Annotated in this window: 27 protein-coding genes; 11 read left to right on the top strand and 16 right to left on the bottom strand. The window is 66.6% G+C overall.

Annotated elements, in window-relative coordinates; translation table 11 throughout:
• Positions 1–13: 13 nt before the first annotated feature.
• Together ffh and E1H18_RS10160 are read right to left on the bottom strand one after the other, a co-directional pair.
• The gene (gene ffh, locus E1H18_RS10165) at positions 14–1,543 is read right to left on the bottom strand and encodes a signal recognition particle protein (RefSeq protein WP_172267100.1); all 1,530 of its coding nucleotides are present in this window, start codon (positions 1,541–1,543) and stop codon (positions 14–16) included.
• 339 nt (positions 1,544–1,882) lie between these two features.
• Positions 1,883–2,389: a DUF1993 family protein gene (locus tag E1H18_RS10160; protein ID WP_172267097.1), complete on the bottom strand. Its 507-nt coding sequence runs from the start codon at positions 2,387–2,389 to the stop codon at positions 1,883–1,885.
• A gap of 118 nt (positions 2,390–2,507) precedes the next feature.
• Here E1H18_RS10160 and E1H18_RS10155 point away from each other — a divergent pair, with 118 nt between their 5' ends.
• Complete coding sequence (locus E1H18_RS10155; RefSeq protein WP_172267094.1) at positions 2,508–2,939, top strand: CBS domain-containing protein; 432 nt, start codon at positions 2,508–2,510, stop codon at positions 2,937–2,939.
• Between the two features lie 62 nt (positions 2,940–3,001).
• Here E1H18_RS10155 and mdh read toward each other — a convergent pair whose 3' ends face one another.
• Entirely contained in the window at positions 3,002–3,964 is a 963-nt protein-coding gene (gene mdh, locus E1H18_RS10150; RefSeq protein WP_172267091.1) for a malate dehydrogenase, read from the bottom strand.
• Positions 3,965–4,099: 135 nt separating this feature from the next.
• Between mdh and E1H18_RS10145 the strand changes: the two genes are divergently transcribed.
• Positions 4,100–5,146: a MaoC family dehydratase gene (locus tag E1H18_RS10145; protein ID WP_172267088.1), complete on the top strand. Its 1,047-nt coding sequence runs from the start codon at positions 4,100–4,102 to the stop codon at positions 5,144–5,146.
• On the top strand, positions 5,139–5,561 hold the full coding sequence (locus E1H18_RS10140; protein ID WP_172267085.1) for an HIT domain-containing protein: 423 nt from the start codon (positions 5,139–5,141) through the stop codon (positions 5,559–5,561). The genes E1H18_RS10145 and E1H18_RS10140 overlap by 8 nt, the downstream gene beginning before the upstream one ends.
• 33 nt (positions 5,562–5,594) lie before the next feature.
• On the opposite strand, the gene E1H18_RS10135 is transcribed toward E1H18_RS10140, so the two are convergent.
• Positions 5,595–6,281, bottom strand: a complete 687-nt coding sequence (locus E1H18_RS10135; protein ID WP_172267678.1) for a response regulator transcription factor — start codon at positions 6,279–6,281, stop codon at positions 5,595–5,597.
• Positions 6,282–6,356: 75 nt separating this feature from the next.
• Between E1H18_RS10135 and E1H18_RS10130 the strand changes: the two genes are divergently transcribed.
• Positions 6,357–6,866, top strand: a complete 510-nt coding sequence (locus tag E1H18_RS10130; protein WP_172267082.1) for a L,D-transpeptidase — start codon at positions 6,357–6,359, stop codon at positions 6,864–6,866.
• Here E1H18_RS10130 and E1H18_RS10125 read toward each other — a convergent pair.
• Complete coding sequence (locus E1H18_RS10125; RefSeq protein ID WP_172267079.1) at positions 6,863–7,516, bottom strand: YggS family pyridoxal phosphate-dependent enzyme; 654 nt, start codon at positions 7,514–7,516, stop codon at positions 6,863–6,865. The two genes, E1H18_RS10130 and E1H18_RS10125, sit on opposite strands and share 4 nt — an antisense overlap.
• Positions 7,517–7,531: 15 nt before the next feature.
• Between E1H18_RS10125 and E1H18_RS10120 the strand changes: the two genes are divergently transcribed.
• Complete coding sequence (locus E1H18_RS10120) at positions 7,532–8,152, top strand: thiamine phosphate synthase (protein WP_370526474.1); 621 nt, start codon at positions 7,532–7,534, stop codon at positions 8,150–8,152.
• Here the strand turns inward: E1H18_RS10120 and E1H18_RS10115 are convergent.
• Complete coding sequence (locus E1H18_RS10115; protein WP_172267073.1) at positions 8,149–8,559, bottom strand: NtrZ family periplasmic regulatory protein; 411 nt, start codon at positions 8,557–8,559, stop codon at positions 8,149–8,151. The genes E1H18_RS10120 and E1H18_RS10115 overlap by 4 nt on opposite strands.
• A 255-nt stretch (positions 8,560–8,814) precedes the next feature.
• Here E1H18_RS10115 and E1H18_RS10110 point away from each other — a divergent pair, with 255 nt between their 5' ends.
• The 4 genes from E1H18_RS10110 (at position 8,815) to holA (ending at position 13,610) form a co-directional block, all read left to right on the top strand.
• Positions 8,815–9,324 carry a DUF3576 domain-containing protein gene (locus E1H18_RS10110; RefSeq protein WP_172267070.1) on the top strand — a complete coding sequence of 170 codons (510 nt, stop codon included), beginning with the start codon at positions 8,815–8,817 and terminating at the stop codon, positions 9,322–9,324.
• Between the two features lie 135 nt (positions 9,325–9,459).
• Positions 9,460–12,045, top strand: a complete 2,586-nt coding sequence (gene leuS / locus E1H18_RS10105) for a leucine--tRNA ligase (protein WP_172267067.1) — start codon at positions 9,460–9,462, stop codon at positions 12,043–12,045.
• 5 nt (positions 12,046–12,050) lie between these two features.
• Positions 12,051–12,551: an LPS assembly lipoprotein LptE gene (lptE, locus tag E1H18_RS10100; RefSeq protein ID WP_172267064.1), complete on the top strand. Its 501-nt coding sequence runs from the start codon at positions 12,051–12,053 to the stop codon at positions 12,549–12,551.
• A gap of 6 nt (positions 12,552–12,557) precedes the next feature.
• Positions 12,558–13,610 carry a DNA polymerase III subunit delta gene (holA, locus tag E1H18_RS10095; protein ID WP_172267061.1) on the top strand — a complete coding sequence of 351 codons (1,053 nt, stop codon included), beginning with the start codon at positions 12,558–12,560 and terminating at the stop codon, positions 13,608–13,610.
• Positions 13,611–13,960: 350 nt separating this feature from the next.
• On the opposite strand, the gene E1H18_RS10090 is transcribed toward holA, so the two are convergent.
• The 6 genes from E1H18_RS10090 to E1H18_RS10065 form a co-directional block, all read right to left on the bottom strand.
• Positions 13,961–14,875 (bottom strand): ParB/RepB/Spo0J family partition protein, encoded by a 915-nt coding sequence (locus tag E1H18_RS10090; RefSeq protein ID WP_172267058.1) that lies wholly within the window; start codon positions 14,873–14,875, stop codon positions 13,961–13,963.
• 51 nt (positions 14,876–14,926) lie between these two features.
• Positions 14,927–15,730, bottom strand: a complete 804-nt coding sequence (locus E1H18_RS10085) for an AAA family ATPase (RefSeq protein WP_172267055.1) — start codon at positions 15,728–15,730, stop codon at positions 14,927–14,929.
• Entirely contained in the window at positions 15,720–16,361 is a 642-nt protein-coding gene (gene rsmG, locus E1H18_RS10080) for a 16S rRNA (guanine(527)-N(7))-methyltransferase RsmG (RefSeq protein ID WP_172267675.1), read from the bottom strand. Before rsmG ends, E1H18_RS10085 begins: the two co-directional genes overlap by 11 nt.
• A 4-nt stretch (positions 16,362–16,365) precedes the next feature.
• Positions 16,366–18,222, bottom strand: a complete 1,857-nt coding sequence (gene mnmG, locus E1H18_RS10075) for a tRNA uridine-5-carboxymethylaminomethyl(34) synthesis enzyme MnmG (RefSeq protein ID WP_194247944.1) — start codon at positions 18,220–18,222, stop codon at positions 16,366–16,368.
• A gap of 168 nt (positions 18,223–18,390) precedes the next feature.
• Entirely contained in the window at positions 18,391–19,731 is a 1,341-nt protein-coding gene (gene mnmE / locus E1H18_RS10070) for a tRNA uridine-5-carboxymethylaminomethyl(34) synthesis GTPase MnmE (RefSeq protein WP_370526473.1), read from the bottom strand.
• Between the two features lie 4 nt (positions 19,732–19,735).
• Entirely contained in the window at positions 19,736–19,978 is a 243-nt protein-coding gene (locus E1H18_RS10065) for a DUF6489 family protein (RefSeq protein WP_172267052.1), read from the bottom strand.
• Between the two features lie 122 nt (positions 19,979–20,100).
• On the opposite strand from E1H18_RS10065, the gene E1H18_RS10060 reads away from it, so the two are divergent.
• Entirely contained in the window at positions 20,101–20,796 is a 696-nt protein-coding gene (locus tag E1H18_RS10060) for a dienelactone hydrolase family protein (protein ID WP_172267049.1), read from the top strand.
• The gene (locus E1H18_RS10055) at positions 20,796–21,761 is read left to right on the top strand and encodes a quinone oxidoreductase (protein ID WP_172267047.1); all 966 of its coding nucleotides are present in this window, start codon (positions 20,796–20,798) and stop codon (positions 21,759–21,761) included. The genes E1H18_RS10060 and E1H18_RS10055 overlap by 1 nt, the downstream gene beginning before the upstream one ends.
• An 82-nt stretch (positions 21,762–21,843) precedes the next feature.
• Here the strand turns inward: E1H18_RS10055 and rho are convergent, their stop codons facing one another.
• The 4 genes from rho to hemE all read right to left on the bottom strand — a co-directional run bounded on the left by rho (position 21,844) and on the right by hemE (position 26,070).
• Positions 21,844–23,277 (bottom strand): transcription termination factor Rho, encoded by a 1,434-nt coding sequence (rho, locus tag E1H18_RS10050; RefSeq protein ID WP_172267044.1) that lies wholly within the window; start codon positions 23,275–23,277, stop codon positions 21,844–21,846.
• A gap of 263 nt (positions 23,278–23,540) precedes the next feature.
• Positions 23,541–24,008, bottom strand: a complete 468-nt coding sequence (locus E1H18_RS10045) for a CopD family protein (RefSeq protein ID WP_172267666.1) — start codon at positions 24,006–24,008, stop codon at positions 23,541–23,543.
• A complete protein-coding gene (hemH, locus tag E1H18_RS10040; RefSeq protein WP_172267041.1) occupies positions 24,008–25,024 on the bottom strand; it encodes a ferrochelatase in 1,017 nt (338 codons plus the stop codon). The genes E1H18_RS10045 and hemH overlap by 1 nt, the downstream gene beginning before the upstream one ends.
• On the bottom strand, positions 25,024–26,070 hold the full coding sequence (hemE, locus tag E1H18_RS10035; RefSeq protein WP_172267039.1) for a uroporphyrinogen decarboxylase: 1,047 nt from the start codon (positions 26,068–26,070) through the stop codon (positions 25,024–25,026). The genes hemH and hemE overlap by 1 nt, the downstream gene beginning before the upstream one ends.
• Between the last annotated feature and the right edge of the window lie 299 nt (positions 26,071–26,369).

Here is a 26,369-nt window from a genome sequence, read left to right as displayed (position 1 = left end):
AGGGTCTAAAGTTCTATTTCTTGAACGGGTTGAAGCCGGGCAGGCCCAGGCCGGAGAGAGGGTTGGGCTTGGCGTCGCCGCCACTCCCGAGGCCCGGCAGACCGGGCAGCCCCGGGATGCCGCCAGGGCCTCCCGCTGCATTGCTTTCGGACGGAGGAAGCTTGCCGCCGCCCATGGTTTTCAGACGGGCCATGTCGCCGCCGCCCATCATCTGGGCCATGCGGGCCATGCCCTTGCCGCCGTCCTTGCTCATGGCCTTGAACATGTCGGCCATCTGGCGGTGCTGTTTCAGCAGGCGGTTGATCTCGGCGACGTCGACGCCCGAACCGGCCGCGATGCGACGCTTGCGCGAGGCGGCCAGGAGGTCGGGCTTCTTGCGCTCTTCCTTGGTCATCGAGCTGATGATCGCCTGCTGGCGGCGGAAGATGCTGTCGTCGACGCCGCTCTCGGCGATCTGCTTCTTGACCTTCTGGACGCCCGGCAGGAGGCCCATGATGCCTTCCATGCCGCCCATCTTCTGCATCTGGCGCAGTTGGGCGGCGAGGTCGTCCAGGTCGAACTTGCCCTTGGCCAGCTTCTTGGCCATGCGCTCGGCTTCGGCATGGTCCAGGTCGGCCGCGGCCTTCTCAACCAGCGCGACAACGTCGCCCTGACCCAGGATGCGGCCGGCGACGCGACGGGCGTCGAAGACGTCCAGCTGGTCGATTTTCTCGCCGGCGCCGAGGAACTTGATCGGCAGGCCGGTGACGTGGCGCATCGACAGCGCCGCGCCGCCGCGGCCGTCGCCATCGGCGCGGGTCAGGATCAGGCCCGTCAGCGGCAGGCGCTCGTGGAACGCCTTGGCGGTGCGCACGGCGTCCTGACCGGTCAGGCTGTCGGCGACCAGGATGGTCTCGGAGGGCGTAGCGATGCGGGCGATTTCCGCCGCCTCGCTCATCATCGCCTCGTCCAGCGTCGTGCGGCCGGCGGTGTCGAGGATCAGGACGTCGTAGCCGCCCAGCTTGGCGGCGGTCAGGGCGCGCTTGGCGATGTCGGGGGCGCTCTGGCCGGCGACGATCGGCAGGCTCTCGACCTCGACCTGCTTGGCCAGGGTCGCCAGCTGCTCCATGGCGGCCGGACGACGGGTGTCCAGCGAGGCGACCAGCACCTTCTTGCGCTCGGTCTTGGACAGACGCAGGGCCAGCTTGCCGGTGGTCGTCGTCTTGCCCGAGCCCTGCAGGCCGGCCATCAGGATTACCGACGGCGGGTTCAGCGCCAGATTCAGGCCGGTGGGGACTTCGCCGCCCAGCATGTCGACCAGGCCGTCATAGACGATCTTGACCACCTGGTCGGCCGGCTTGACCGAACGGATGACGGCTTCACCGCCGGCCAACTCCTTGGCCTTGCTGATGAAGTCCTTGACGACCGGCAGGGCGACGTCAGCCTCGAGCAGGGCGACGCGGACTTCGCGCAGCGCCTCGTCGATGTCCTTCTCGGACAGCACGCCGCGGCCGCCGAGGCGGTCAAAGACGCCTGAAAGTCGCTCTGTAAGGCCGTCGAACATGGATAGTCCTGAGTAAAACCGGCTCCAAACGCAATCAGCCCCCATGGACGATCACGTCGATGGGGGTCCTCGCCGTCCTCGTCCGGATGGATCCTGCGCTAACAGGCCGGGGTCGTGACGGTGGAGGCGCTGCTGATAAAGCGCCGGAAGCCGGGGCTTATGCACAACTTTCGGGAAGGAGTCAAAAGAGACCCTCCATCCCGTATTCCCGGCGAAGGCCGGGACCCAGATCCCAAGGCGCTTGGGATGATTGGAAAGGCGCTGAGCTCGAGGAACCCGCCCCAGCGCTCTTCCATCTGGGCCCCGGCTTTCGCCGGGGAGATCGGATGTGGGAGAGGCTTAAACCGTGCCGAGGAAGTCGCGCTTGCCGACCTCGACGCCGTTGTGGCGCAGGATCGCGTAGGCCGTGGTGATGTGGAAGAAGAAGTTCGGCATCGCCTGGCCCTGCAGATAGTCCAGGCCCTTGAAGGTCTTGGTCTCGCCGCGGCGAACCAGATGGACGTCGCGGTCATGGCCGCCTTCGAACGCGGCGACGTCCAGGCCTTCCAGATAGGCGACGGCGCGGTCGACGCGGGCGATCAGGTCCTCGAACGAGGCCTCATTGTCGTCCCAGGCCGGAACCTCCTGCGCGGCCAGGCGCGCGGCGCCGCCCTTGGCGAAGTCGGTGGCGATCTGCACCTGACGGATCAGCGGGAACATGTCGGGATAGAGTCGGGCCTTCAGCAGGGCGTCCGGGTCCCAGCTCTTGGCCTCGACGAGGGCGGCGGCCTTGGCCAGAACGCCCTTCAGACCCTTCAGGCCCTGGATGAAGACGGGCACGCTGGCCTGGTGGATCGAGATCGACATGGGAAGCTCCAGAAGAAGGATGCGTCTAGATAGGCGCGCTCCGTGACGACCGGAAGCGGAACGGTTGGCGAGGGCTGTGGGTTTTAGAGCCTCAGAATTCCAACCGACGAGGTTACCCATGAAAGTCAGCGACGCCATGACCAGCCAGGTCTCGATCGCCCGTCCGACCGACAGCATCCGCAAGGTCGCCGAGACCATGGCCAAGATCGAAAGCGGGGTCGTGCCCGTGGTCGACGACGGCAAGGTGGTGGGCGTGGTCACCGACCGCGACATCGTCCTGCGCGTGGTCGCCGAGGGGCGCAGCTTCGACAGCCCCATCTCGGAGGCCATGTCCGACGGCGAGGTGCTGAGCGTCAAGGAAGACGACATCCTGGCCGACGCCACCGCCAAGATGGCCAACAACCAGGTCCGCCGCCTGATCGTGCTCAACGAGTCCGGCAACCTGACCGGCATCCTGTCGCTGGGCGACGTGGCCAAGGACTACGGCGCCAAGCAGGTCGGCAAGACGCTGGAGGAGATTTCCCAGGAGCCGGCCGACGCGGCGAACTAGCGACCAAGAAAAAGGGCGGCTCCCTGCGGAGCCGCCCTTCGTCATTCGGGATCGAAGGTCGCTTAGACCAACGACGGGTCGATGGCCTTGCAGGCTTCCATGAGGCCCTGGACCGACGCCACCGAGGCGGCGAACATCGCCTTTTCGGCTTCGTTGGTTTCGAACTCGACGATCTTCTCGGCGCCGCCGGCGCCGATGACGACCGGCACGCCGACGTACAGGCCGTTCAGGCCGTACTGACCGGTCAGGAAGGTGGCGCACGGCAGGACGCGCTTCTTGTCCTTCAGGTACGACGTCGCCATGGCGATCGCCGATTCCGCCGGAGCGTAGAAGGCCGAGCCGGTCTTCAGCAGGGCGACGATCTCGCCGCCGCCCTTGCGGGTGCGCTCGACGATGGCGTCCAGCTTCTCTTGCGTCAGCCAGCCTTGCTTGACCAGTTCCGGCAGCGGCAGGCCGCCGACCGTCGAGTGACGGACCATCGGCACCATGTCGTCGCCGTGACCGCCCAGGGTCCAGGCGTGGATGTCTTCGACCGACACGCCGGTGGCTTCGGCCAGGAAGTAGGCGAAACGGGCCGAGTCCAGGACGCCGGCCATGCCGATGACCTTTTCCTTGGGCAGGCCCGAGAACTGCTGCAGCGCCCACACCATCGCGTCGAGCGGGTTGGTGATGCAGATGACGAAGGCGTTCGGGGCGTGGGCCTTGATGCCTTCGCCGACGGCCTTCATGACCTTCAGGTTGATGCCCAGCAGGTCGTCGCGGCTCATGCCCGGCTTGCGCGGCACGCCAGCGGTGACGATGCAGACGTCGGCGCCGGCGATGTCGGCGTAGTCGTTGGCGCCCTTCAGGGCCACGTCCTTGCCGAACACGGCCGAGGCTTCGGCGATGTCGAGGGCCTTACCCTGCGGGGTGCCTTCGGCGATGTCGAACAGGATCACGTCGCCCAGCTCTTCGCGAGCGGCGATGTGGGCCAGGGTGCCGCCGATCATGCCGGCGCCGATAAGGGCGATCTTCGCGCGAGCCATGGGGTCTCCATCAAGGCTGTGGACAGTGGAATGTCGGGGCGCGGTCTAGACCTGTAGCGTCCCGGCCTCAAGTCCTCTTTCCCGTTTCGCTGCGCTGCGGCAAAGTTGCCTGAACAACGATAAGGGAAGCCGGGGATGAGCAAGACCGATCCGGGTCATTTCTTCGAGGACTTCAAGCTGGGCCAGAGACTGGTCCACGCCACGCCCCGAACGATCACAGCAGGCGATGTCGCGCTGTACACGGCGCTTTATGGCCCCCGGTTCGCGCTGTTTTCTTCGGACGAATTCGCCAGGGGCTGCGGCCTGCCCGCCGCGCCCGTCGATCCGCTGGTCGCCTTCCACGTGGTGTTCGGCAAGACCGTACCGGACATCAGCCTGAACGCGGTGGCCAATCTGGGCTACGCCGAGGGCCGGTTCCTGGCTGCGGTCTATCCCGGCGACACGCTCAGCGCCGTATCCGACGTGATCGGGCTGAAGGAGAACTCCAACGGCAAGACCGGCGTCGTCTATGTGCGCACCACCGGGACCAATCAGCGCGGCGAGGCGGTGCTGAGCTATGTGCGCTGGGTGATGGTGCGCAAGCGGGACACGGATGCGGCAGTCGCCGAGCAGACGGTCCCTACCTTGTCGGCCGCTGTGGCCCCAGCCGACCTGGTGATCCCGCCGGGTCTAGACTTCGCCGGCTACGACTGGGCCCTGGCAGGCGCGCCGCACGCTTTCGAGGACTACGCGGTCGGCGAGAAGATCGACCATGTCGACGGCATGGCGGTGGAAGAGGCCGAGCACCAGATGGCCACGCGGCTGTGGCAGAACACCGCCAAGGTTCACTTCAACCAGTTCGAGCGGAGCCAGGACCCGTCGGGCAAGCGGCTGGTCTATGGCGGGGTGGTGATCTCCACGGCCAAGGCGCTGTCGTTCAACGGGCTGCAGAACGCCGGCCTGATCCTGGCGATCAACGGCGGCCGCCACGTGGCCCCGTTCTTCGCCGGCGGCACGGTGTTCGCCTGGAGCCAGGTGCTGGACAAGGCCGATCTGGGCGCGGTCGGCGCCCTGCGGCTGAGATTGGTGGCGACGCGGGACCAGCCCTGCGGCGACTTCCCGGACAAGAACGGCGAAGGGGTCTATGATCCGGCGGTCATTCTCGACTTCGACTATTGGGCGGCGGTTCCTAAGCGTGGCTGATTTCCAACTCGATCCGGCCTTCGTCGTCACCTCGCACAAGGTCGCCGATCTGCCGCTGTGCGAGGTGCGCCTGCAGGACGACGCCCGCTATCCGTGGCTGGTGCTGATCCCGCGCCAGCCGGGCCTTCGCGAGATCGAGGAGCTGGACACCGCGCATCGCATCCAGCTGATGGAAGAGATCGTCCTGGCCGGAACCGCCGTCCGCGCCGTCGGCGCGGTGCTGGGCCTGACCATCGACAAGCTGAACGTGGGGGCGCTGGGCAATGTCACCGCGCAGCTGCATGTGCATGTGGTCGGGCGACGCGCGGACGATCCGGCCTGGCCTGGGCCGGTATGGGGGCATAGCCCGGCCAGCGCCTATACGGTCGAAACCCTGGCGGCTCCGATCGCGGCGGCCCGCAACGCGCTTCCTTAGCAAGGCTTCCCCCGGCGCTGGCCGGGGAGGACGTCACGGCTGCAGGCGATAGCCGCCCATCTCGGTGATCAGGATCCGCGCCGTGGCGGGATCGGGTTCGATCTTCTGGCGAAGGCGGTAGACGTGGGTTTCCAGCGTGTGGGTGGTGACCCCGGCGTTGTAGCCCCAGACCTCGGTCAGCAGTTCCTCCCGCGACACCGGCTTGGAGCCGGCGCGGTAGAGGTACTTGAGGATGTTGGTTTCCTTCTCGGTCAGCCGCACCTTCTTCTGCTTCTCGTCGACCAACAGCTTGGCGGACGGGCGGAATTCGTACGGGCCGATGCGGAACAGCGCGTCTTCAGAGGCCTCGTAGCTGCGCAGCTGGGCGCGGATGCGGGCCAGCAGCACGCCGAAGCGGAAAGGCTTGGTGACATAGTCGTTGGCGCCCGATTCCAGGCCCAGGATGGTGTCGCTGTCGCTGGCGGCGGCCGTCAGCATGATCACCGGCGCGGTGACGCCGTTCTTGCGCATCAGACGGCAGGCCTCGCGGCCGTCCATGTCAGGCAGGTCGACGTCCAGCAGGATCAGGTCCGGCTTGAGCTCGCGCGACAGGCGCACCCCCTCGCCGGCGCTGGCGGCCTCGTTGACCGCGAACTCCTCGTGCAGGGCCAGCTGTTCGGCCAGGGCGCCGCGCAGGTCGTCGTCGTCGTCGATCAGCAGAAGGGTCTTACGTTGCGCCATAAGGCGAAACATGCACCGCTGCGGCCCCCCGGGACAACCCCGGCCACGTTATAAGTCTTGGGAGCAGCTCCGCCGATGCCCTTCCGCGCCCATGCCAACGGCCGTTTCGAGCTCGACGGCCGAACTCTGCGCTGCGCGATCGGCAAGGCTGGCGCCCTGCCCGCCGCCGACAAGCGCGAGGGCGACAACAAGAGCCCGCTGGGCGCCTGGGTCATGCGCGAAGTCTGGTATCGGCCCGACGTCTATCCCGACGGTCCGAAGACCGCCCTGCCTGTCCGCGCGACGCAGCCGCGGGACGGCTGGTGCGATGCGGCGAGCGATCCGAACTACAACCGCCCCGTCACCCTGCCCTATCCGGCCAGCGCCGAGCGGATGTGGCGCGACGACCAAGTCTATGACCTGGTCGTGATCCTGGGCCACAACGACGACCCGCCGATCCCCGGGATGGGCTCCGCCATCTTCATGCACCTGGCCCGCGACGGCTATCCAGGCACGGAGGGCTGCGTAGCTCTGGCGCGCGAGGACATCGAGGCCGTGCTGGCCGCCGCCCAGCCGGGCGACGCGGTCGAGATCGTGGCGGACTAGGCGTAATCGCGGCGGCCGAAGATCGCCGAACCGACCCGCACCGACGTCGCGCCCTGTTCGATGGCGATCTCGAAGTCGTCGCTCATGCCCATCGACAGCTTTTCGACCCCGTTGGCCAGGGCGATCGCCTTCAGCAGGGCGAAGTGCGGCGCGGGGTCCTGGTCGAACGGCGGGATACACATCAGGCCCTCGACAGTGAGGCCATAGGTCGTCCGGCAGGCGGCGATGAAGGCGTCGGCCTCGCTCGGCGCGATCCCCGCCTTCTGGTCTTCCTCGCCGGTGTTGACCTGGACATAGAGGCGTGGGGCCTTGCCGGCGCGCTGGATCTCTTCGGCCAGAACGCGGGCCAGCTTCTCGCGGTCGACCGTCTCGATGACATCGAAGAACGCCACCGCATCCCGGGCCTTGTTGGTCTGCAACGGACCAATCAGGCGCAGCTCCAGACCCTCTCGGCGGTCGCCCCAGCGCTCCATGGCTTCCTGGACGCGGTTCTCGCCGAACACTTTCTGTCCCGCGTCGAGCACGGGCGCGATATGTTCCCAGGGCTGGGTCTTGGACACGGCCACCAGAGTCACCGCGCCCGTCGGGCGGTCCGCGCGGGCCTCGGCGTCGGCTATGCGGACTCGGATATCGGCAAGCGCTTGAGACATGGAGACAAACCCGGCGTGGACGGCGTGAGCGAACTGGAGGTCCTGTCTAGGACGGCGGCGACCTTTCCGCCAAGGACCGTGCGCGGGGTCACCCTGCCCAACCTGTTGTTCTTCACCGATCCGGCTCGGGTGCAAAGCCCCGAAGCCGTCGCCGAACGCCTGCCGCGCGGGGCGGGGATCGTCTTCCGGGCCTTCGGCGCCGGCGAGGCGATCCAACAGGGTCTCCGCCTGCGCGCGATCGCCGACACCCGTGGCCTGCTGCTGCTGGCCGGGGCCGAAGCAGAGCTGGCTGAGGCGATCCGCGCGGATGGCCTGCATGTTCCTGAGCGGATGGCGGACCAGATCCCCCGGCTGAGAGAGGGCCGTCCGGCCTGGCTGATCACGACCGCTGCGCACGGTCAGCCCGCGGTCAGCGCCGCCGAGCAAGCTGGGGCCGATGCGGTCGTCGTCTCGCCGGTCTTTCCCAGCAACAGTCCGTCGGCGGGTGTTCCATTGGGGATCGACGGCCTGAGCGTGCTGGTTTCGGCCACCGCCCTGCCCGTCTATGCGCTAGGCGGCGTGCGCGCGGAAACCGTCTCGCAGCTCACGGGCAGCGGGGTCGTCGGCCTGGCGGCTGTGGAGGCCCTTGCGGGTTAGAACTTGAACGCGGTCTCGAGACGCACGCGCGGCGCGGCTTCCGTCGGCTCGGCCTTGCGGGCAGCCAGGGCCGGGTTGCGTTCGCCCAGGGCCACGGCGCCGCCGACGCGGATCGACGGCGTCACCTTGAAGTAGGCGCCGGCTTGCACGTCCTGCAGTTCCATTTCACGGCTCGAGGGCTGGTCGAGGTCCAGCTTCAGACCCCAGCGGCCCTTCTTGGCGTCCCAACGCAGGGCGCGCTTCTCGTCCTGCGGATACTGGACCCCGGCAGCGGCGCTGGTGAAGTCGTTCTTGACGCTGAAGTCAGGCGTCACGGCATGCGGCTTGGCCTGCGCGAACGCGGTCGCGGCCGATCCCGTCAGGATCAGCGCGGCAGCCCCCGCCAAGAAGAAACGCGTCGCGACCATCGCTACTCGCCGCCCATACTCAGTTGTCCCCACCCATCCCATATAGGAACGAGCCCCTTACGTTGCGATTAAAGGCTTGGCTGGAACGCGGTCAACCGCACATCGGTCCCCGTTCCCACTGAATCATATGATTCAATCGAGTCCTGTTGCGACGAGGTCACGCGATTCCTGTTTTGAGGCGACGCAGCCATGCTATAGACCGGCTCCCGGCCGCGGGAGCGCGCCAGGAATGCGTTAGCCGCGCCGGCGAGACATTTGGAGCGAGGTACTATGGCGTTTGAGCGTGGGTCTGTGATGCGCGGCGTCGCCGCGGGCGTCCTGGCTCTGTCCATGCTGGGCGTGGCGGCTTGCGGCAGCAGCCCCAAGTCGTTCTCCGCCGAAGGCGAGAAGAAGGGTTTCCTGGGCATCGGCGGCAAGAAGGCCACGGCTCCCGAAGCCTCGATCGGCGTCAACGGCTATCTGTGGCGCGCCAGCCTCGACACCCTGAACTTCATGCCGCTGGCCTCGGCCGACCCGTACGGCGGCGTGATCGTCACCGACTGGTACATCAGCCCCGAGACCCCGGCCGAGCGCTTCAAGGCGACGGTCTACATCCTCGACACCCGCCTGCGCGCCGACGGCCTGAACGTCACGGTGTTCAAGCAGGCCAAGGACATGAACGGTAACTGGGTCGACACCGAAGTCGCGCCCCAGACCGCCACCGACATCGAGAACGCGATCCTGACCCGCGCGCGTCAGCTTCGACTTTCGAACATCCGGGGCTAAGGCCCCTAAGGGTCCTCTTCCCGGCGAAGGGGACCCTGACGCCCTATCTTTCTGCGCGCTCCGGCCGCGAAACCGCTTAACTTGACGCGGCCGCGCTCCCTGGAGCGCCTTTCCGCATTCAAGACCTGGTTTCCGATGGCCCGTTACAATCCCAAAGACACCGAGCCCAAATGGCGTGACGCCTGGGCCAAGGCCGACGTCTTCAAGACCGGCGAGATCAACGACGGCCGTCCGAAATACTATGTGCTCGAGATGTTCCCGTATCCGTCGGGCCGCATCCACATGGGCCACGTCCGCAACTACGCCATGGGCGACGTCGTGGCCCGCTACAAGCGCGCCCAGGGCTTCAACGTCCTGCATCCCATGGGCTGGGACGCCTTCGGCATGCCGGCCGAGAACGCCGCCATGGAGCGCGGCGTCCACCCCAAGGGCTGGACCTACGACAACATCGCCGCCATGCGCGAACAGTTGAAGGCCTTGGGCCTGTCGGTCGACTGGGCGCGCGAGTTCGCCACCTGCGACCCGGAATACTACGGCAAGCAGCAGGCCTGGTTCCTGCGTCTGCTGAAGCGCGGCCTGGTCTATCGCAAGGAAGCCTCGGTCAACTGGGACCCGGTCGACATGACGGTCCTGGCCAACGAGCAGGTCATCGACGGCAAGGGCTGGCGCTCGGGCGCGACGGTTGAGAAGCGCAAGCTGACCCAGTGGTTCCTGCGCATCACCGACTATGCCGACGCCCTGATCGACGGCCTGAAGACCCTGGACCGCTGGCCCGACAAGGTTCGCCTGATGCAGGAGAACTGGATCGGCCGCTCCAAGGGCCTGCGCTTCAAGTTCCAGTTCGACGGTGACGCCCCCGACGGCATGGCCGACGGCCTGGAGGTCTACACGACCCGTCCCGACACCCTGTTCGGCGCCAGCTTCGTCGGCATCGCGCCCGAGCATCCGCTGGCCGAGCGCCTGGGCATCGAGAACCCCGACGTCCAGCAGTTCATCGCCGACTGCCGCAAGGGCGGCACCTCGGAGGCCGAGATCGAGAGCGCCGAGAAGCTGGGCTACGACACCGGCCTGCGGGTGCAGCACCCGCTGGATCCGTCGATCACCCTGCCTGTCTGGATCGCCAACTTCATCCTGATGGACTATGGCACCGGCGCGATCTTCGCCTGCCCGGCTCACGACCAGCGCGACCTGGACTTCGCCCGCAAGTACGACCTGCCGGTCAAGCCGGTGGTGCTGCCGAACGGCGAGGATCCGGCGACCTTCGCGGTCGGCAAGGAGGCCTATGTCGGCCCCGGCAAGATCTTCAATTCCGAGTTCCTGGACGGCATGGACGTCGAGACCGCCAAGGCCGAGGCCGTGGCGCGCATCGAAGGCGCAGGCCAGGGCCAGGGCGCGACCGTCTACCGCCTGCGCGACTGGGGCATTTCGCGTCAGCGCTATTGGGGCTGCCCGATCCCGGTCGTCCACTGCCAGGCCTGCGGCGTCGTGCCGGTGCCGGAAGACCAACTGCCGGTCGCCCTGCCCGACGACGTCACCTTCGACAAGCCGGGCAACCCGCTGCTGCGCCATCCGACCTGGCGTCACACCACCTGCCCGTCGTGCGGGGCCCGCGCCGAGCGCGAGACCGACACGCTGGACACCTTCATCGACAGCAGCTGGTACTTCGCCCGCTTCGCCGACACCCAGGCCGACGAGCCGGTGGGCAAGGACGCGGCTGACCACTGGATGCCGGTCGACCAGTATATCGGCGGCGTCGAGCACGCGATCCTGCACCTGCTGTATGCCCGCTTCATCACCCGCGCCCTGAAGGACGAGGGCCTGCTGTCGGTCGAGGAACCCTTCGCTGGCCTCTTCACCCAGGGCATGGTCACCCACGAGGCCTACAAGAGCGAGGCCGGCGAGTGGGTCGAGCCGGCGGACGTGGTGATCACCGCCGAGGGCAACACCCGCACGGCCAAACACGCCAAGACCGGCGCGCCGATCGTCATCGGCGACATCGAGAAGATGTCGAAGTCGAAGAAGAACGTCGTCGCGCCTGAGGACATCTTCGAAGCCTACGGCGTCGACTCAGCGCGCCTGTTCGTGATGTCCGACAGCCCGCCCGAGCGCGACGTTCAGTGGACGAACTCGGGCGTCGAAGGCAGCTGGCGCTTCACGCACCGGCTGTGGAACGAGTTCGACGGCCAGCCGGCCGGTGACTTCGCCCACGATGACAGCGACGAAGCGGCCGTGGCCCTGCGCAAGTCGGCCCACAAGCTGATCGGCTACGTCACCGACAGCATCGAGGGCTTCCGCTTCAACAGCGGCGTGGCGCGCCTGTACGAGTTCCTGAACGCCCTGAAGGCCGCGCCGGCCGAAGGCGCTTCAGAAGCTGTTCTGGCGGCCCGCGCCGAGGCCCTGAACATCCTGGCCCGCCTGGTCTCGCCCTTCACGCCTCACCTGGCCGAGGAAGCCTGGGCCAAGGTCGGCGGCGAAGGCATGGTCGTCGACGCCCCCTGGCCCAAGGCCGATCCGGCCCTGGCCGCGGACGACGAACGCGTCCTGCCGATCCAGATCAACGGCAAGCGTCGCGGCGAGGTGAAGGTCAAGGCCGGCGCCCCGGACGACGAAGTCCAGAAAATCGCGCTGGCGGATCCCAACGTCATGGCTCACCTTGAGGGCCTCACGGTCCGCAAGGTGATCGTGGTGAAGGACCGCATCATCAACATCGTGGCCAACTGATACAGATGAAACGCTTCCTGGCGGTCTGCGCCCTCTCGCTTTCGACCCTGACACTCTCGGCCTGTGCCGGCTTCACGCCGCTGTACGGTCGCCCCGGTGTCGAGGGCGGGCTCTCCAGCATCCAGCCGATCGCGTCCGAGGGCCGCGGCGGCTACCTGCTGCGCGAGAAGCTGGACGACGCCTTGGCCTATCGCCAGGGATCGCCCGCGGCCTATCATCTGTCCTACGCCATCAACGAGCAGCGCTTCGCGCGCGGCGTCCGGCTGGACAACAACGCCAACCGCTACGAACTGCGGATGGCGGTGACCTGGACGCTGGTCGACACCAAGACCTCTGGCGAGGTTCACAAGGGCTATACGGAAGTGTCCGTGACCTACGACTCAGCCGACCAGCCCTATGCGGCCATCGCGGCTCAGAACGACGGCCAGGAGCGCGCTGCGGTCGAGGTGGCCCGCAAGATCCAGCTGGAGCTCGCCACCTGGCTGGCGGGCCGTAAACCGGCCTAATCAGCGATGATCCTGTCCAAGCGTCCGGACGTCGAGCGCTTCCTGCGGGAGCCGACCCCGGACATCCGGGCCGTGGTGCTGTACGGCAAGGACCGTGGCGTGGTGCGCGATCGCGCCAACGCCCTGGCCAAGCGCGTCGTCGAGCGCCCTGACGACCCCTTCGACACCGCCCAGCTGACCGACGGCGACCTGGACGCCGATCCCGCCAAGCTGGAGGACGAGCTGTCGGCCATGTCGCTGATGGGCGGCCGTCGCTTGGTGCGCTTGCGCCTGAATGGCGAGAAGGCCGGTCCCGACAAGCAGGCTGCCGAGGCCCTGACCCGTCACGTCGAGGGCCTCTTGAACCCCGACGCCTTCTTCCTGGTCGAGGCTGGAGCTCTGGGGCGCGACTCCCAGCTGCGCAAGGTCGGCGAGAAGGCCAACGGCTGCGCCGTCATCCCTTGTTATGAAGATGAAGCAGGCGACCTGGCCCGCATGACCCGCGATCTGCTGGCCAACGACAAGGTCAGCCTGAACGGCGAGGCCCTGGACCTGTTCGTCTCGCGCCTGCCCAAGGAGCGCGGCGTCGCTCGGGCCGAAATCGAGCGCCTGGCGCTCTATCTGGGCCCTAACAGCGGCGTCAACGCTACCGCCGCCGATCTGACCGACTTCCTCGGCGTCGAGCCTGAAGCCTCGCTCAGCGACGCCGCCGCCGATGCGTTCGGCGGCAAGGTTGGCGCGGCCCAGGCCGCCCTGCGTCGCGCTGCGGCAGAGGGCGAAGGCGGTCCGGCCGCTGTGCGGGCCATGGGCTATTATCTCGGCCGGCTCCGTCGTGTGCTCACCCTGCACAAGAATGGCGTCGACCTGCAGGCCGCCGCCAAGGCGTCCGGCGTCTTCTGGAAACAGGAGCGTGAGTTCTTGCGTCAGGCTCGAGCCTGGAACCTGGAAGCCATCCTCGACATCCAGGGCGAGATCCTGACCGCCGACCGTGCGTGCAAGACCTCGGGTTCGCCCGATCAGCTGATCTCCGAACGCCTGGCGCTGATGATCGCGGGACGGGCGCGGCGACTGGGGCTGTAACCCCCGCCCGTCTCCCCGGCGAAAGCCGGGGCCCAGATGGAAGAACGACGGGATGAGTTCTAAGAGCTCAGAGCGCTTCCAGCCCTCTTCAGCCCCTGAGATCTGGGTCCCGGCTTTCGCCGGGAAGATCGGGCTAGAGAACCCTCTAAAATCACCCCTTTGCGCCGCTGTGGACGCTTTCCGAGAAAGCGTTGCAGCACAAAGGCTTGGAGTCTGATCGGACTCAAACTGCCCTCCTCTCACGAAAACGGTGCCTCCCGGAGTACGGAAAGGCGCCGCTTGGTGCGTCACAGAGGCGATTTTGAAGAGCTCGAAAATCCGGTCAACCGCACCTTTCTAGGTGCGGATGATCACACCCCGCGCGTGAGCCGGTTGCACAGGTCGTCCAGTTGCTCGAGCGTCGCATAGGTGATGGTCAGGGTCCCGGTCGCGCCGCGATGATCGATCGAGACGTCCAGGCCCAGCACCGACGACAGGTCGGCTTCCAGCGCCTGGGTGTCGGTGTCCTTGACCTTGGCGGGACGACCGCCCTTGCTCTTGGCGGGCTTCACGCCCGGCGCCTTGCGGGCCAGGGCTTCGGTCTCGCGGACGGACAGGCCGCCCTCGATGATCTGCTTGGCCAGAGCGACCGGGTCCGAGGCCGCGGCGATGGCGCGGGCGTGACCGGCCGACAGCTCACCACTGACCAAGTACGACTGCACCTCGTCCGGTAGGGCCAGCAGGCGCAGCGTGTTGGCGACGTGGCTGCGGCTCTTGCCGATGGTCTGGGCGATGTTCTCCTGGGTGCGCTCGAACTTCTCCATCAGCGCCTTGTAGGACAGCGCCTCTTCCAGGACGTTCAGGTCAGCGCGCTGGACGTTTTCGATGATGCCGATTTCCAGCACCGCCAGGTCGTCCAGCTCGCGCACCATGATCGGCACGGCCCGCAGGCCGGCCCGCTGAGCGGCGCGCCAGCGGCGTTCGCCGGCCACGATCTGGTATTCGCCGGGCGTATCGGGCGACGGACGGACCAGGATCGGCTGCAGGACGCCCTTCTCGCGGATCGAGTTGGACAGGTCTTCCAGGTCTTCCTCACGGAAGGTGCGGCGCGGCTGGTCGGGGTTGCGCTTCAAGAGCTCGATCGGCGCTTCGCTGGAGCCGGCGGCGCGTTCGCCCGGAGCCTGAGCCGGTGCAGCGTCGACCTCACCCAGCAAGGCGGACAGACCCCGACCCAGACCACGACGCCCTTCGGAACTACCGGGCTCTGCCATTGCGACGGACTCCATCTTCATCTCAGTCAAACTACGGGTCTAGGTTCGGTATGGCCAAGCTTTAGGCTAGGCCGCTTTCGCCTGGCGATCACGCTCGCGGCTGATCACTTCACGGGCCAGCTTCAGATAGGCCTGACTGCCGGCGCACTTCAGATCGTACAGCAGCACGGGCTTGCCGAACGACGGGGCCTCGGAGACGCGGACATTGCGCGGGATGACCGCGTCATAGACCTTGTCTCCAAAGTGGGCGCGCACGTCGCTGGCGACCTGCTCCGACAGGCTGTTGCGGCGGTCGTACATGGTCAGCACCACGCCTTGGATCTCGAGGCGCGGGTTCAGGCTGCCGCGCACACGCTCGATGGTGCGCATCAGTTGTGTCAGGCCTTCCAGGGCGAAGAACTCGCACTGCAGCGGCACGAACACCGCATCGGCCGCGGTCATGGCGTTGACCGTCAGCACGTTCAGCGACGGCGGACAGTCGATCAGCACATAGGTGTAGGGGCCGTTGACCCGGATCGATTCCAGCGCGTCGCGCAGGCGATACGAGCGGCGGGCGGTCTGACCCAGTTCAATCTCGATGCCCGACAGGTCGGCATCGGCCGGGATGACGTCCAGGCCCGGCAGCTCGCTCTTCACGGCGGCGTCGACCACCGGCGACTCACCCATCAACACGTCGTACAGCGTGGTGCGACGCTGGGTGCGGCCGATACCCAGCCCCGTGGAACAGTTTCCCTGCGGGTCGGAATCGATCAGCAGCACGCGCTCGCCGCAGGCGGCCAGGGCGGTGCCCAGGTTGATGGCGGTCGTGGTCTTGCCGACGCCGCCCTTCTGATTGGCGATGGCGAGAACGCGGAGAGGATTAGCGGACACGGGAAAGCCTCTTCACTTGAACGATGCGGCCGCGAGGGTCGCTTTGACTGATGCGCAGGTCGCTCTGGAACGCCCAGACCTTCTTGGCCTCGGACAGCTCGGCTGCGACATCCTGTCCCTTCAGGAACAGGCCCGTCGCCCCGCGGTAAAGATAGGGCTCGGCGAAACCGAGAAGCTTCGTCATCGGCGCGCAGGCCCGCGCCGTGACGATATCGACGTCCAGCTTAAGCTCTTCGGCGCGCGCATTATGGATCTGGACCGGCAGGTCGAGATCCTTGGCGACCACTTCGAGGAAGCGGCAGCGCTTGGCCATCGATTCCACCAGGTGGACCCCCGCCCCGTCCGTGCCTTTCAGCAGTATGGCCAGCACGACGCCGGGCAGACCCGCGCCAGCGCCCAGGTCAGCCCAGCTGAGAGCGCCCGGCGCCAACGGCAACAGCTGCGAACTGTCTAGGGCATGTCGAGACCAATAGGTGTCGATGGTCAGCGGACCGACCAAGTTCATCACCGCGTTCCATTCGGCCAGCAGCTCCTGGAATCGCGTGAGGTCGGCCATCTGGGCGTCGGTCGCACGGGTAAGGGCCTGATAGCCCGCGGCGTCTAGGACCAGCGGTTCGGCGGTGTCGGTCATGGCGTCAGGCTGCACGGTTGCGTCTCACGTGGGCCAACAGGGCGGTCAGCGCTCCGGGGGTCACGCCCTCGATCCGGGCCGCCTGGCCCAGGGTCAGCGGACGAACGCGCTGAAGCTTCTCGCGCACCTCGTTAGACAGACTGCCAATGTCGGCATAGTCCAGATCGTTCGGCAGGCGCAGATCCTCGTCCTTGCGCAGCGACTCTGCGTCGGCCCGCTGGCGGTCGAGATAGCCGGCATAGGCCGCCTCGATCTCTATCTGCTCGCGAACGTCACTGTTCCACGTGAAAACCTCGGGCCAGATCCGGCCGAGGTCGTCCAGGGAAACGTCGGGATAGGCCAGCATGGCGAACAGGTCGCGGCGGACACCGTCGCTATTGACCTTGAAGCCGGCTTTCACCGCCTCGTTTGGTGTCAGGGTGACCGAGCGCGCGAAGGTCCGCGCCGCGTCAAGCCGCGCCTTCTTCTCGGCCCAGACCTCGGCCCGGGTCTCGCCCACAACGCCCAAGGCCAGGCCGCGATCGGTCAGGCGCTGGTCGGCGTTGTCGGCGCGCAGCGTGAGGCGGAACTCCGCCCGGCTGGTGAACATACGATAGGGTTCGGTGACGCCACGGGTGACGAGGTCGTCGATCATCACGCCGATATAGGCCTCGTCGCGCGCGAAGACGGCGGGCTCCCTGCCCTGCACGGCCAGCGCCGCGTTCAGGCCGGCCATCAAGCCTTGAGCCCCCGCCTCTTCATAACCGGTGGTGCCGTTGATCTGGCCGGCCAGATAGAGACCCGGCAGACGTTTGGTCTCCAGCGTGGCATAGAGCTCGCGCGGATCGACATAGTCGTATTCGATCGCATAGCCGTAACGGACGACCTCGACCTTCTCCAAGCCGGGGATCGTGCGCAGGAACAGCAGCTGGGTCTCTTCAGACACCGAGGTTGAGATGCCGTTCGGATAGACGGTGGTGTCGTCCAGGCCTTCCGGTTCCAGGAAGATCTGGTGGCTGGTCTTGTCGGCGAAGCGGACGACCTTGTCCTCGATCGACGGGCAATAGCGCGGACCGACACCCGTGGCGCGGCCGCTATAGACCAGCGACTCGCCGATGCGCTCGGCGATGATCCGGTGGGTCTCTGCGGTGGTGAAGGTCACGCCGCAGGCGATCTGCGGCACGTCGATCTTGTCGTTCAGATACGAGAACGGGACCGGGACCTCGTCGGCCGCCTGGCTCTCCAGCTGGTCCCAGGCGATGGTCGAGCCGTCCAGGCGCGCCGGCGTGCCGGTCTTCAGGCGGCCCATCTGGAAGCCCAGACCGTAGAGGCGATCCGACAGGCCGATGGCCGGCTGATCGCCGACCCGGCCGGCGGGGATGCGATCGTCGCCGCGATGGATGACGCCCTTGAGGAAGGTGCCGGTCGTGAGGATCACACGTGAAGCGCGGTAGATCCGCCCTTCCCCATCGATCGCACCGGCGACCTTGCCGCCCTCTACGATCAGGTCTTCGGCGGCGGCGGCGATGATGTCGAGGTTCGCCGTGGCGTTCAGCTCGGCCTGCATCGCCTCGCGATAGAGCTTGCGGTCGATCTGGGCGCGCGGGCCGCGAACGGCCGGACCCTTCGAACGATTGAGCATGCGGAACTGGATCCCGGCCTTGTCGGCCATCCGGCCCATGACGCCGTCCAGGGCGTCGATCTCTCGAACCAAGTGGCCCTTGCCCAGGCCGCCGATGGCCGGGTTGCACGACATCTCGCCGATGGTTTCCAGCTTGTGGGTCAGCAGCAGGGTGCGGACGCCAGCGCGCGCGGACGCAGCGGCCGCCTCGCAGCCGGCGTGACCGCCGCCGATGACAATGACATCCCAGGTGTTGGACAAAGAACTCGCCTCAATGCGAACGCCCCCGAACGAGCGGGGGCGTTGGACTCATCCTATACGCCAATCAGGCGAATGGGTCGATCTGACTCGCCGGCGTTTCACGTGAAACACCCCCATCACAGCTGTGAGCGCGCTGTGGATAATATAGGGGATGCTTCGCGCGACACATCACTTGCCGATGCAGAACGACGAAAAGACGCGGCCCAGCACATCCTCGGGATCGACCCGACCGGTGATCTTCTCCAACGCCCGGGCCGCGAGTCGAACATCCTCGGCGGCCAGCTCGACTTCCAGACCAATGTCGGACAGCGCGCGCGCCAGATAGGCCCGGGCCTCCGTCAAGCGCTCGGCGTGACGCAGGCGCGTGGCGGCCGGGAACTCCGCGCCGGACAGGGCGTCGGCCACGTGCTCCGCGAGCGCCGCCCGAAGTTCGTCGACCGCCTCACGCGACTGCGCCGAGAGACGAACGACCTTCAGCCCCTCCCCGGCCCAATGCGCATTGGCTCCGGCAAGCTCCGAGCCGTCGGCGATATCGGCCTTGTTGAGGATCAGCCAGTCCCCGCCTCGAATGGTCCCTTCAAGCTTCACTGTATGTTTCACGTGAAACCCATCGACCACCCAAAGCCTTAGGTCAGCTTCCTCAGCCCAGGCCCGCGCCCGGCGAACGCCCTCGGCCTCGATGGCGTCGGCGGTATCGCGGATCCCGGCCGTGTCGGCGACCAGCACCTTGTAGCCGCCCAGCACCAGCGGAACCTCGATGACGTCACGGGTCGTACCGGGCGTATCGGTGACGATGGCCGCGTCGCGCTCGACCAGACCATTCAGCAGCGTGCTCTTGCCGGCGTTCGGCGCGCCCACCAGAGCGATGCGAAAGCCGTCCCGCACTCGGCGCCCACGGGAAACATCGGCCAAGGCCGCGTCGAGTTCGTCGTTCAGAATGCGCAGCGCCGGACGGGCGCGCTCGGCGACCTCCTCTGGCAGATCCTCGTCCGGGAAGTCGACAGCGGCTTCCAGCATGGCCAGGGATTGAATGAGTAGGTCACGCCAGCGGTCATAGCGCTGGCTGAGCGCGCCACCCAGTTGCCCCAGCGCCTGACGCCTTTGGCCTTCCGTCTCGGCGTCGATCAGATCGCCGACGCCCTCGGCCTGGGCCAAATCCAGCTTGCCGTTTTCGAAGGCCCGGCGGGTGAACTCGCCCGGCTCGGCCAGGCGCGCGCCCAGGTCGCTCAGCGCCGACAGCAGCGCCTCGACCACGGCCCGACCGCCGTGCACGTGAAACTCGGCGCTGTCCTCACCGGTGTAGCTGGCCGGCCCTTCGAAGCGCAGGACCAGGGCCTCGTCGATATCCACGCCCTGATGGCGCAGGGTCCGCAAACCCGCCATCCGCGCCCTCGGGGGTTTTCCCGTGAGCGCCTGAACCACCGACAAGGTCGCCGGACCCGACACGCGCACCACGGCCACCGCCGCTCGCCCGGCCGCCGTGGCCAGGGCGAAGATCGTATCCGTCATGAGTTCAGGGCTTCCCGGCGGCCGCGCCAGCCGCGGCAGTCATCAGCTTTCGGAACTGCTCCTGGGCGCCGGCGCCAAACGCCATCCAGTTCTTCATCAGCTCCTCGGGGGCCAGCATCGCCATGTTGGCGTCCATGCGGCTTTGCATCTCCTTGACCAGATGGTCGTTGAGCGCGCTGACATCCGGCAGCCCCAGAAACGCTCGCGCCTCAACAGGCGTGCAGTCGATCTCGATGGTCATCTTCATGAGGTGGTTCCCTTCGGTCAGGGCACTATATTGTTACCGGCCTGGCCTTTCGGCGCAGGTTAGAGCGCTTTGGTCGAAAGTCACATCGACGCTGCCAAGACCCTGCAAGGACGGAGATCCCGATGAGCGAGACCCTCACCATCACCACGCCGGATGGCGACTTCTCGGCCTATGTCGCGCGCCCTCAAGCGGACAACGCGCCGGCCATCGTCGTGATCCAGGAGATCTTCGGCGTCAACAAGGTCATGCGCGACATCGCCGATGGCTTGGCCGCCCAAGGCTATGTCGCGATCGTGCCTGACCTGTTCTGGCGGATCGAGCCCGGCATCGACATCACCGACCAGTCGGAAGCCGAGTGGAAGCGCGCCTTCGAACTCTTCAACGCGTTCGACGTGGACGCCGGCGTCTCGGACATCGCCGCCACTATCGCCGCGGTCCGCAAGCTGGACGGCGTCAATGGTAAGGTCGGCGCGGTCGGCTATTGCCTGGGCGGCCTGCTGGCCTTCCTGACCGCCACCCGCACCGACGTTGACGCCTCTGTCTCCTACTATGGGGTGGGCCTGGAGAAGCATGTCGGCGAGGCCGAAAAGTTGAACAAGCCTCTGCTGATGCATATCGCCGAGCAGGACCAGTTCGTGCCGCCCGAAGCGCGCCAAGTCATTCTGGCCGCCCTGAAGGATCACCCGCAGATCGAGATCCATCTCTACGAAGGTCGGGATCATGCCTTCGCTCGGGAAGGCGGCGCCCACTACGACGCGGCCGACGCGGCCAAGGCCAACGGCCGCAGCCTGACCTTCTTCCAGAAGGCTCTGGGCTAATGCTGGCGATCCAAGCTGTCCGCACCGGCGGCCCAGAGGTGCTCGAGGCCGCCGACCTGCCCCTGCCCTCGCCCGCCGCCGGCCAAATCCTGGTCCGGCACCAAGCCGTGGGCCTGAACTATATCGACACCTATCACCGCTCAGGCCTCTATCCAATCAGGACTCCGACGGTCATCGGACTGGAGGCGGCAGGCTTGGTCGAGGCCGTCGGCGATGGGGTCACCCGGTTCCAGGTCGGCGACCGCGTCGCCTACAACGGGACCATGGGCGCCTATGCTGAGGCCGCCGTTGTGCCGGCCGACCGGGCCGTGAAGGTTCCGGAGAGCGTCACTCTCGAAGTCGCGGCCGCGGCTCTCCTGAAAGGCATGACGGCCGAGTTTCTGGTCCGTCGATGTTTTCACGTGAAACTCGGCCATACCGTTCTGGTCCATGCGGCCGCCGGCGGTGTCGGCCAGATCCTGGTGCAGTGGTGCAAAGCCTTGGGCGCGACCGTGATCGCCACGGTCGGCTCCAAAGCCAAGGCCGCCATCGCCCATGAGCTGGGGGCCGATCATGTCATCGACTACAGCCATGAGGACGTCGCAGCGCGCGTCGCCGAGATCACCGGCGGCCAGGGCGTCGCGGTTGTCTATGATGGCGTCGGCAAGGACACCTTCGAAGCCAGTCTCAAGAGCCTGGGCCGTCGCGGCGTGCTGGCCACGTTCGGCAACGCTTCGGGTCCCGTGCCGCCGTTTGCGCCGCTGGAGCTGTCGGCCAAGTCGGCCTACGTCACCCGCCCGCGCCTGTTCGACTACATCGTCACGACCGAGGAACTCGACGAAAGCGCCGCGGCGCTATTCGAAGTGATTGGCTCCGGCGCGGTGAAGATCGACATCGGCCAGACCTTCCCTCTCGCCGAAGCGCGCGCCGCGCACGAGGCCCTGGAAGGACGCAAGACCAAAGGGTCAACCCTGCTGATCCCGTAGGACCGAACGCGGTACGACCCAATAAAAAAGGCGCCGGGTAGAACCGGCGCCTTTTCCATATCTGCGGTGAGTCTGTTCGGACTCAGGTGTTCATCGACTGGAAGAAGTCGCCGTTGGTCTTCGACTGACGCAACTTGTCGAGCAGGAACTCGATCGCGTCCGACGCGCCCATCGGGTTGAGGATCCGGCGCAGGACGTAGGTCTTCTGCAGCTGGTCGCGCGGCGTGATGAGCTCTTCCTTGCGAGTGCCCGACTTGAGCACGTCGATGGCCGGGAAGATGCGCTTGTCGGCCACCTTGCGGTCCAGGACGATTTCCGAGTTACCGGTGCCCTTGAACTCTTCGAAGATGACTTCGTCCATGCGGCTGCCGGTGTCGATCAGGGCCGTGGCGATGATCGAGAGCGAACCACCCTCCTCGACGTTACGCGCCGCGCCGAAGAAGCGCTTGGGGCGCTGCAGGGCGTTGGCGTCGACACCGCCGGTCAGCACCTTGCCCGACGACGGGACGGTGGTGTTGTAGGCGCGGCCCAGACGGGTGACCGAGTCCAGCAGGATGACGACGTCGCGCTTGTGCTCGACCAGGCGCTTGGCCTTCTCGATGACCATCTCGGCCACCTGGACGTGGCGGGTCGCCGGCTCGTCGAAGGTCGAGGCGATGACCTCGCCCTTCACCGTGCGCTGCATGTCGGTGACTTCTTCCGGACGCTCGTCGATCAGCAGGACGATCAGGTAGCACTCGGGGTGGTTGGTCTCGATCGACTTGGCGATGTTCTGCAGCATCACCGTCTTGCCGACGCGCGGCGGGGCGACGATCAGGCAGCGCTGGCCCTTGCCCAGCGGGGCGACGATGTCGATGACCCGGCCCGAGCGATCCTTGATGGTCGGATCGGGCAGTTCCATGTTCAGGCGCTCTTCGGGATAGAGCGGCGTCAGGTTGTCGAAGTGGATCTTGTGCTTGACGTTGTCAGGCGCTTCGAAATTGATCTTGGCGACGCTGGTCAGGGCGAAGTAGCGCTCGCCTTCGCGCGGCGAGCGGATGGCGCCGTCGACGCTGTCGCCGGTGCGCAGGCCATACTTCCGGATCTGCGAGGGCGAGACGTAGATGTCGTCCGGACCCGGCAGGTAGTTGGCTTCCGGCGAGCGCAGGAAGCCGAAGCCGTCCTGCAGCACTTCCATGGTGCCCGAGCCCGAGATCTCCACGCCTTCTTCGGCGAGGGTCTTCAGGATGGCGAACATCATGTCCTGCTTGCGCATGGAGCTGGCGTTCTCGACCTCGAAGGTCTCGGCGAACGCCAGCAGGTCGGCCGGGGATTTCTCCTTCAGCTCCTGCAGGGACATGGACTTCAGGCCCATGGCGGCGATAGCCGCGGCGATCTCGGCGCCGTCATCGTCGTCCGACGCATCGGCCGCGCTCTCGGCGCTGGCGTCGGCGGTCGTATCGACAACTGCCTCGGCGGTGTCCTCGATGGTCGTCTCTTCGACGGCCGGGACTTGGTTTTCGGTTTCTTCGGTCATGGCAAGACTCAAGGAAGGGCGCGGGCTCCACGACGGAGTCCGGCCGGTAGAACTCTGATGGTCATGCCTGGTCGAACCCATGGGGACGGACCAGTCATGCGCGTCGGTTGACGATGACGCGGATCGTTGGGGAACAGACCTTGCGGCGGGATCGCTCGCGGGGCGCGCCAGGACGGGCGCCGGTCCGTGAAGTTGAGTTCTCGAAAGAACCTACTGGGATGCAAACCACGCGGGAGACGGCCGGTCAAGCGCCAGCCGCGTCCTCAGCCCAGCATGAACTTGGTCGTCACCGACAGGACGATGATGATCGCCAGCACGAAAGGGATCTCGTTGGTGATCCGCCAGAACTTCTCCGAGCGGACATTTTCGCCGCGCTCGAACTTCTTGCGGGAGGCCGACAGGAAGCCGTGCCAGCCATAGAGGCCGAACAGGGCGACCAGCTTGGTGGCCATCCAGGGCTGGGTCAGGAAAGCGACGACGCCCGGACCCTGGCTGTCGATAGCGATCAACAGCACGCCAAACAGCGCCGTGGCGATCGAGGCCGGATTGATGATCCCGCGCAGCAGCCGGCGCTCCATGACCTTGAAGGTCTCGTCCATCTCCGAGCCGGCAGTCGCCTTGGTGTGATAGACGAACAGGCGCGGCAGATAGAGCATGCCGGCCATGAAGGCGATAACCGACAGGATGTGCAGGCCGCGCACCAGGTTGTAGTGCGCCGAAAGGGCATCCATCACGCCGCGGCTCCTTTGGTCTCGATGCAGTCCCAGGCGCAGGCTTCCGTCGGCCCTGCCCCGTCCAGGGTCGAAACGACGCTGCGCGCCAGGCCGGCGATGAATTCCGGCGCGACGCCCAAGGCCGGCACGCGGAGATAGGGCGCGACGCCGGCCTCTTTCGCCAGCTCGGCATATTCATGGTCCAGCTCGACCAGGGTCTCGACATGCTCGGAGACGAAGGCGATCGGCAGGACGATCACGCCCTTGCCGTCCGCGCCCGCCCGACGGATCTCTTCGTCGGTCGAGGGACCGATCCACTTCAGCGGCCCGACCCGGCTCTGGTAGCAGACGGTCCAGTCCAGGCCGGCCGGCAGCTTGGCGGCGATCGCGGCGGCCGTGGTCTCGACCTGCTTCTGATAAGGGTCGCCGGCCAGGATCACCTTCTCCGGTAGGCCGTGAGCCGAGAACAGCAAGCGCACGTTCGACGGCGAACCGGCCTTCTCCCAAGTCTCGCGGATCAAGCGGGCATGGGCGTCGACCAGACCGAACTCGTCCGGATAGCAGCACACCGTCGTCTGGCGGCCGCCGCCTTTGTAGGCCTTGCGCCACGCCTTCAGCGACGAGGCGGTCGTGGTCATCGAATATTGCGGATAGAGCGGCATCAGCACGATCTCGTCCGGCGCGAAGGCCTGGACCTGCTTGGCCGTCTCGCCGGTGAAGGGATGCCAGTAGCGCATGGCGATGAAGCACTTGGCCTCGACGTCCGGCAGCGCTTCAGCCAGCTCGGCTTCCAGCGCGGTCGCCTGCTTCCGCGTCTCCGGCAGCAGTGGCGAGCCGCCGCCCATGATCGCGTAGTTGGCCTTGGCCATCTTCTCGCGGGTCGTGGAGATCAGCGCCGCCAGCGGATAGCGGATGATCGCCGGCGCGCCGATGATCGCCGGATCGCGAAACAGGTTGAACAGGAACGGCCGCACGGCGTCAGGACCATCCGGACCGCCGAGATTGAACAGGACGACGGCGAGCTTCTTGGCCACTAGCCGACCTTCTGGCCGGTGACGCGCTCGAGCACGGCCTCGACGTTGGCGATCGGCGTGTCGGGCAGGATGCCGTGGCCCAGGTTGAAGATGTAGGGACCCTGGTTCCACTGCTCGACCAGTTCGTCGACGCGCTTGAGCAGCGCATCGCCGCCGGCCCGCAGCAACAACGGATCGAGCGCGCCCTGGATGGTCTTGGTCTTCTGGATCGACAGACCCAGCTTGGCCGAAGCCGAGGTGTCCAGCGCCACGCCCTGAACCGGCGTCTTGGCCGCATAGTCCTCAACCAGCGTGCCGGCGCCGCGCGGGAAACCGATGATCGGCACGGTGACGCCGCGGGCGCGCAGGCCTTCGATGATCTTGATGTGCGGCTGGGTGACCAGGCGATCGAACAGCGGTTCGGACAGGCCCTCGGCCCAGCTCTCGAACAGCTTCAGGGCCTGGGCCCCGGCGTCGACCTGCATGGCCAGATAGTCGATCGTCGAGTCGACCAGCACCTGGATCAGGGCGTCCAGCTGCTCGGCGTTCTGATAGGCGTAGGTCCGCGCGCCGCTACGATCGCTGGACCCCTTCTCGATCATGTAGGTCGCCACGGTCCACGGCGCGCCGGCGAAGCCGATCAGGGCCTTCGACGGATCGAGCTTTGAGCGAACCCGGGTCAGCGTCTCCCCGATGAGCGAAAGGGACTTGCCCGCTTCACCGGCCTTTTCCGCCATGGACTCGATCGACGGCATCTCGCCCAGTTTGGGGCCTTCGCCGGCCTCGAACCAGACCTTCTGGCCCAGCGCGCCGGGGATCAGCAGAATGTCCGCGAACACGATCGCCGCGTCGTACGGGAACCGGCGCATCGGCTGCAGGGTGACTTCCGCCGCCTTCTCCGGATCGAAGCAGAACGAGATGAAGTCCGGAGCCGTGGCCCGAACTGCCCGATACTCCGGTAGGTACCGGCCCGCCTGGCGCATGAACCAGATCGGAGGGTTAACCTGGCGTTCACCACTTAGGGCGGAAAGAAACTTCGGTTCGGTCTGGGAGGTCGGCGCGGTCATGGATCGCGTTAAAGCCCGGAGCGCGCTCGGGCTCAAGCCCGTAAGCCCCCTAAGGTCTTTCTATCATTTCTTAATAAGAATTTAAGAATTGAAAGAGGATGTGGGAGGGCAACTGGACAGTGGGGAAAACCCCTGTCGGGCGCGTTCGCCCCACACACCGTAGCGCTTTGCCCCCAGCCCGCCCCACATGTGGTTAACCCTCTGTTAACTTTGTGGACGCTCCGGCAGCGCTTTGAAATTCTTAATAAAATCTTAATCGCAGGCGACGGGTAAAAACCCCTCAGCGGACTCTATCCCGG

Source organism: Caulobacter sp. RHG1 (assembly GCF_013181195.1).
Lineage (GTDB): Bacteria > Pseudomonadota > Alphaproteobacteria > Caulobacterales > Caulobacteraceae > Caulobacter.
The sequence above is the reverse complement of the archived record's forward strand: the minus strand, read 5'-3'. Positions and strand labels throughout refer to the sequence as shown.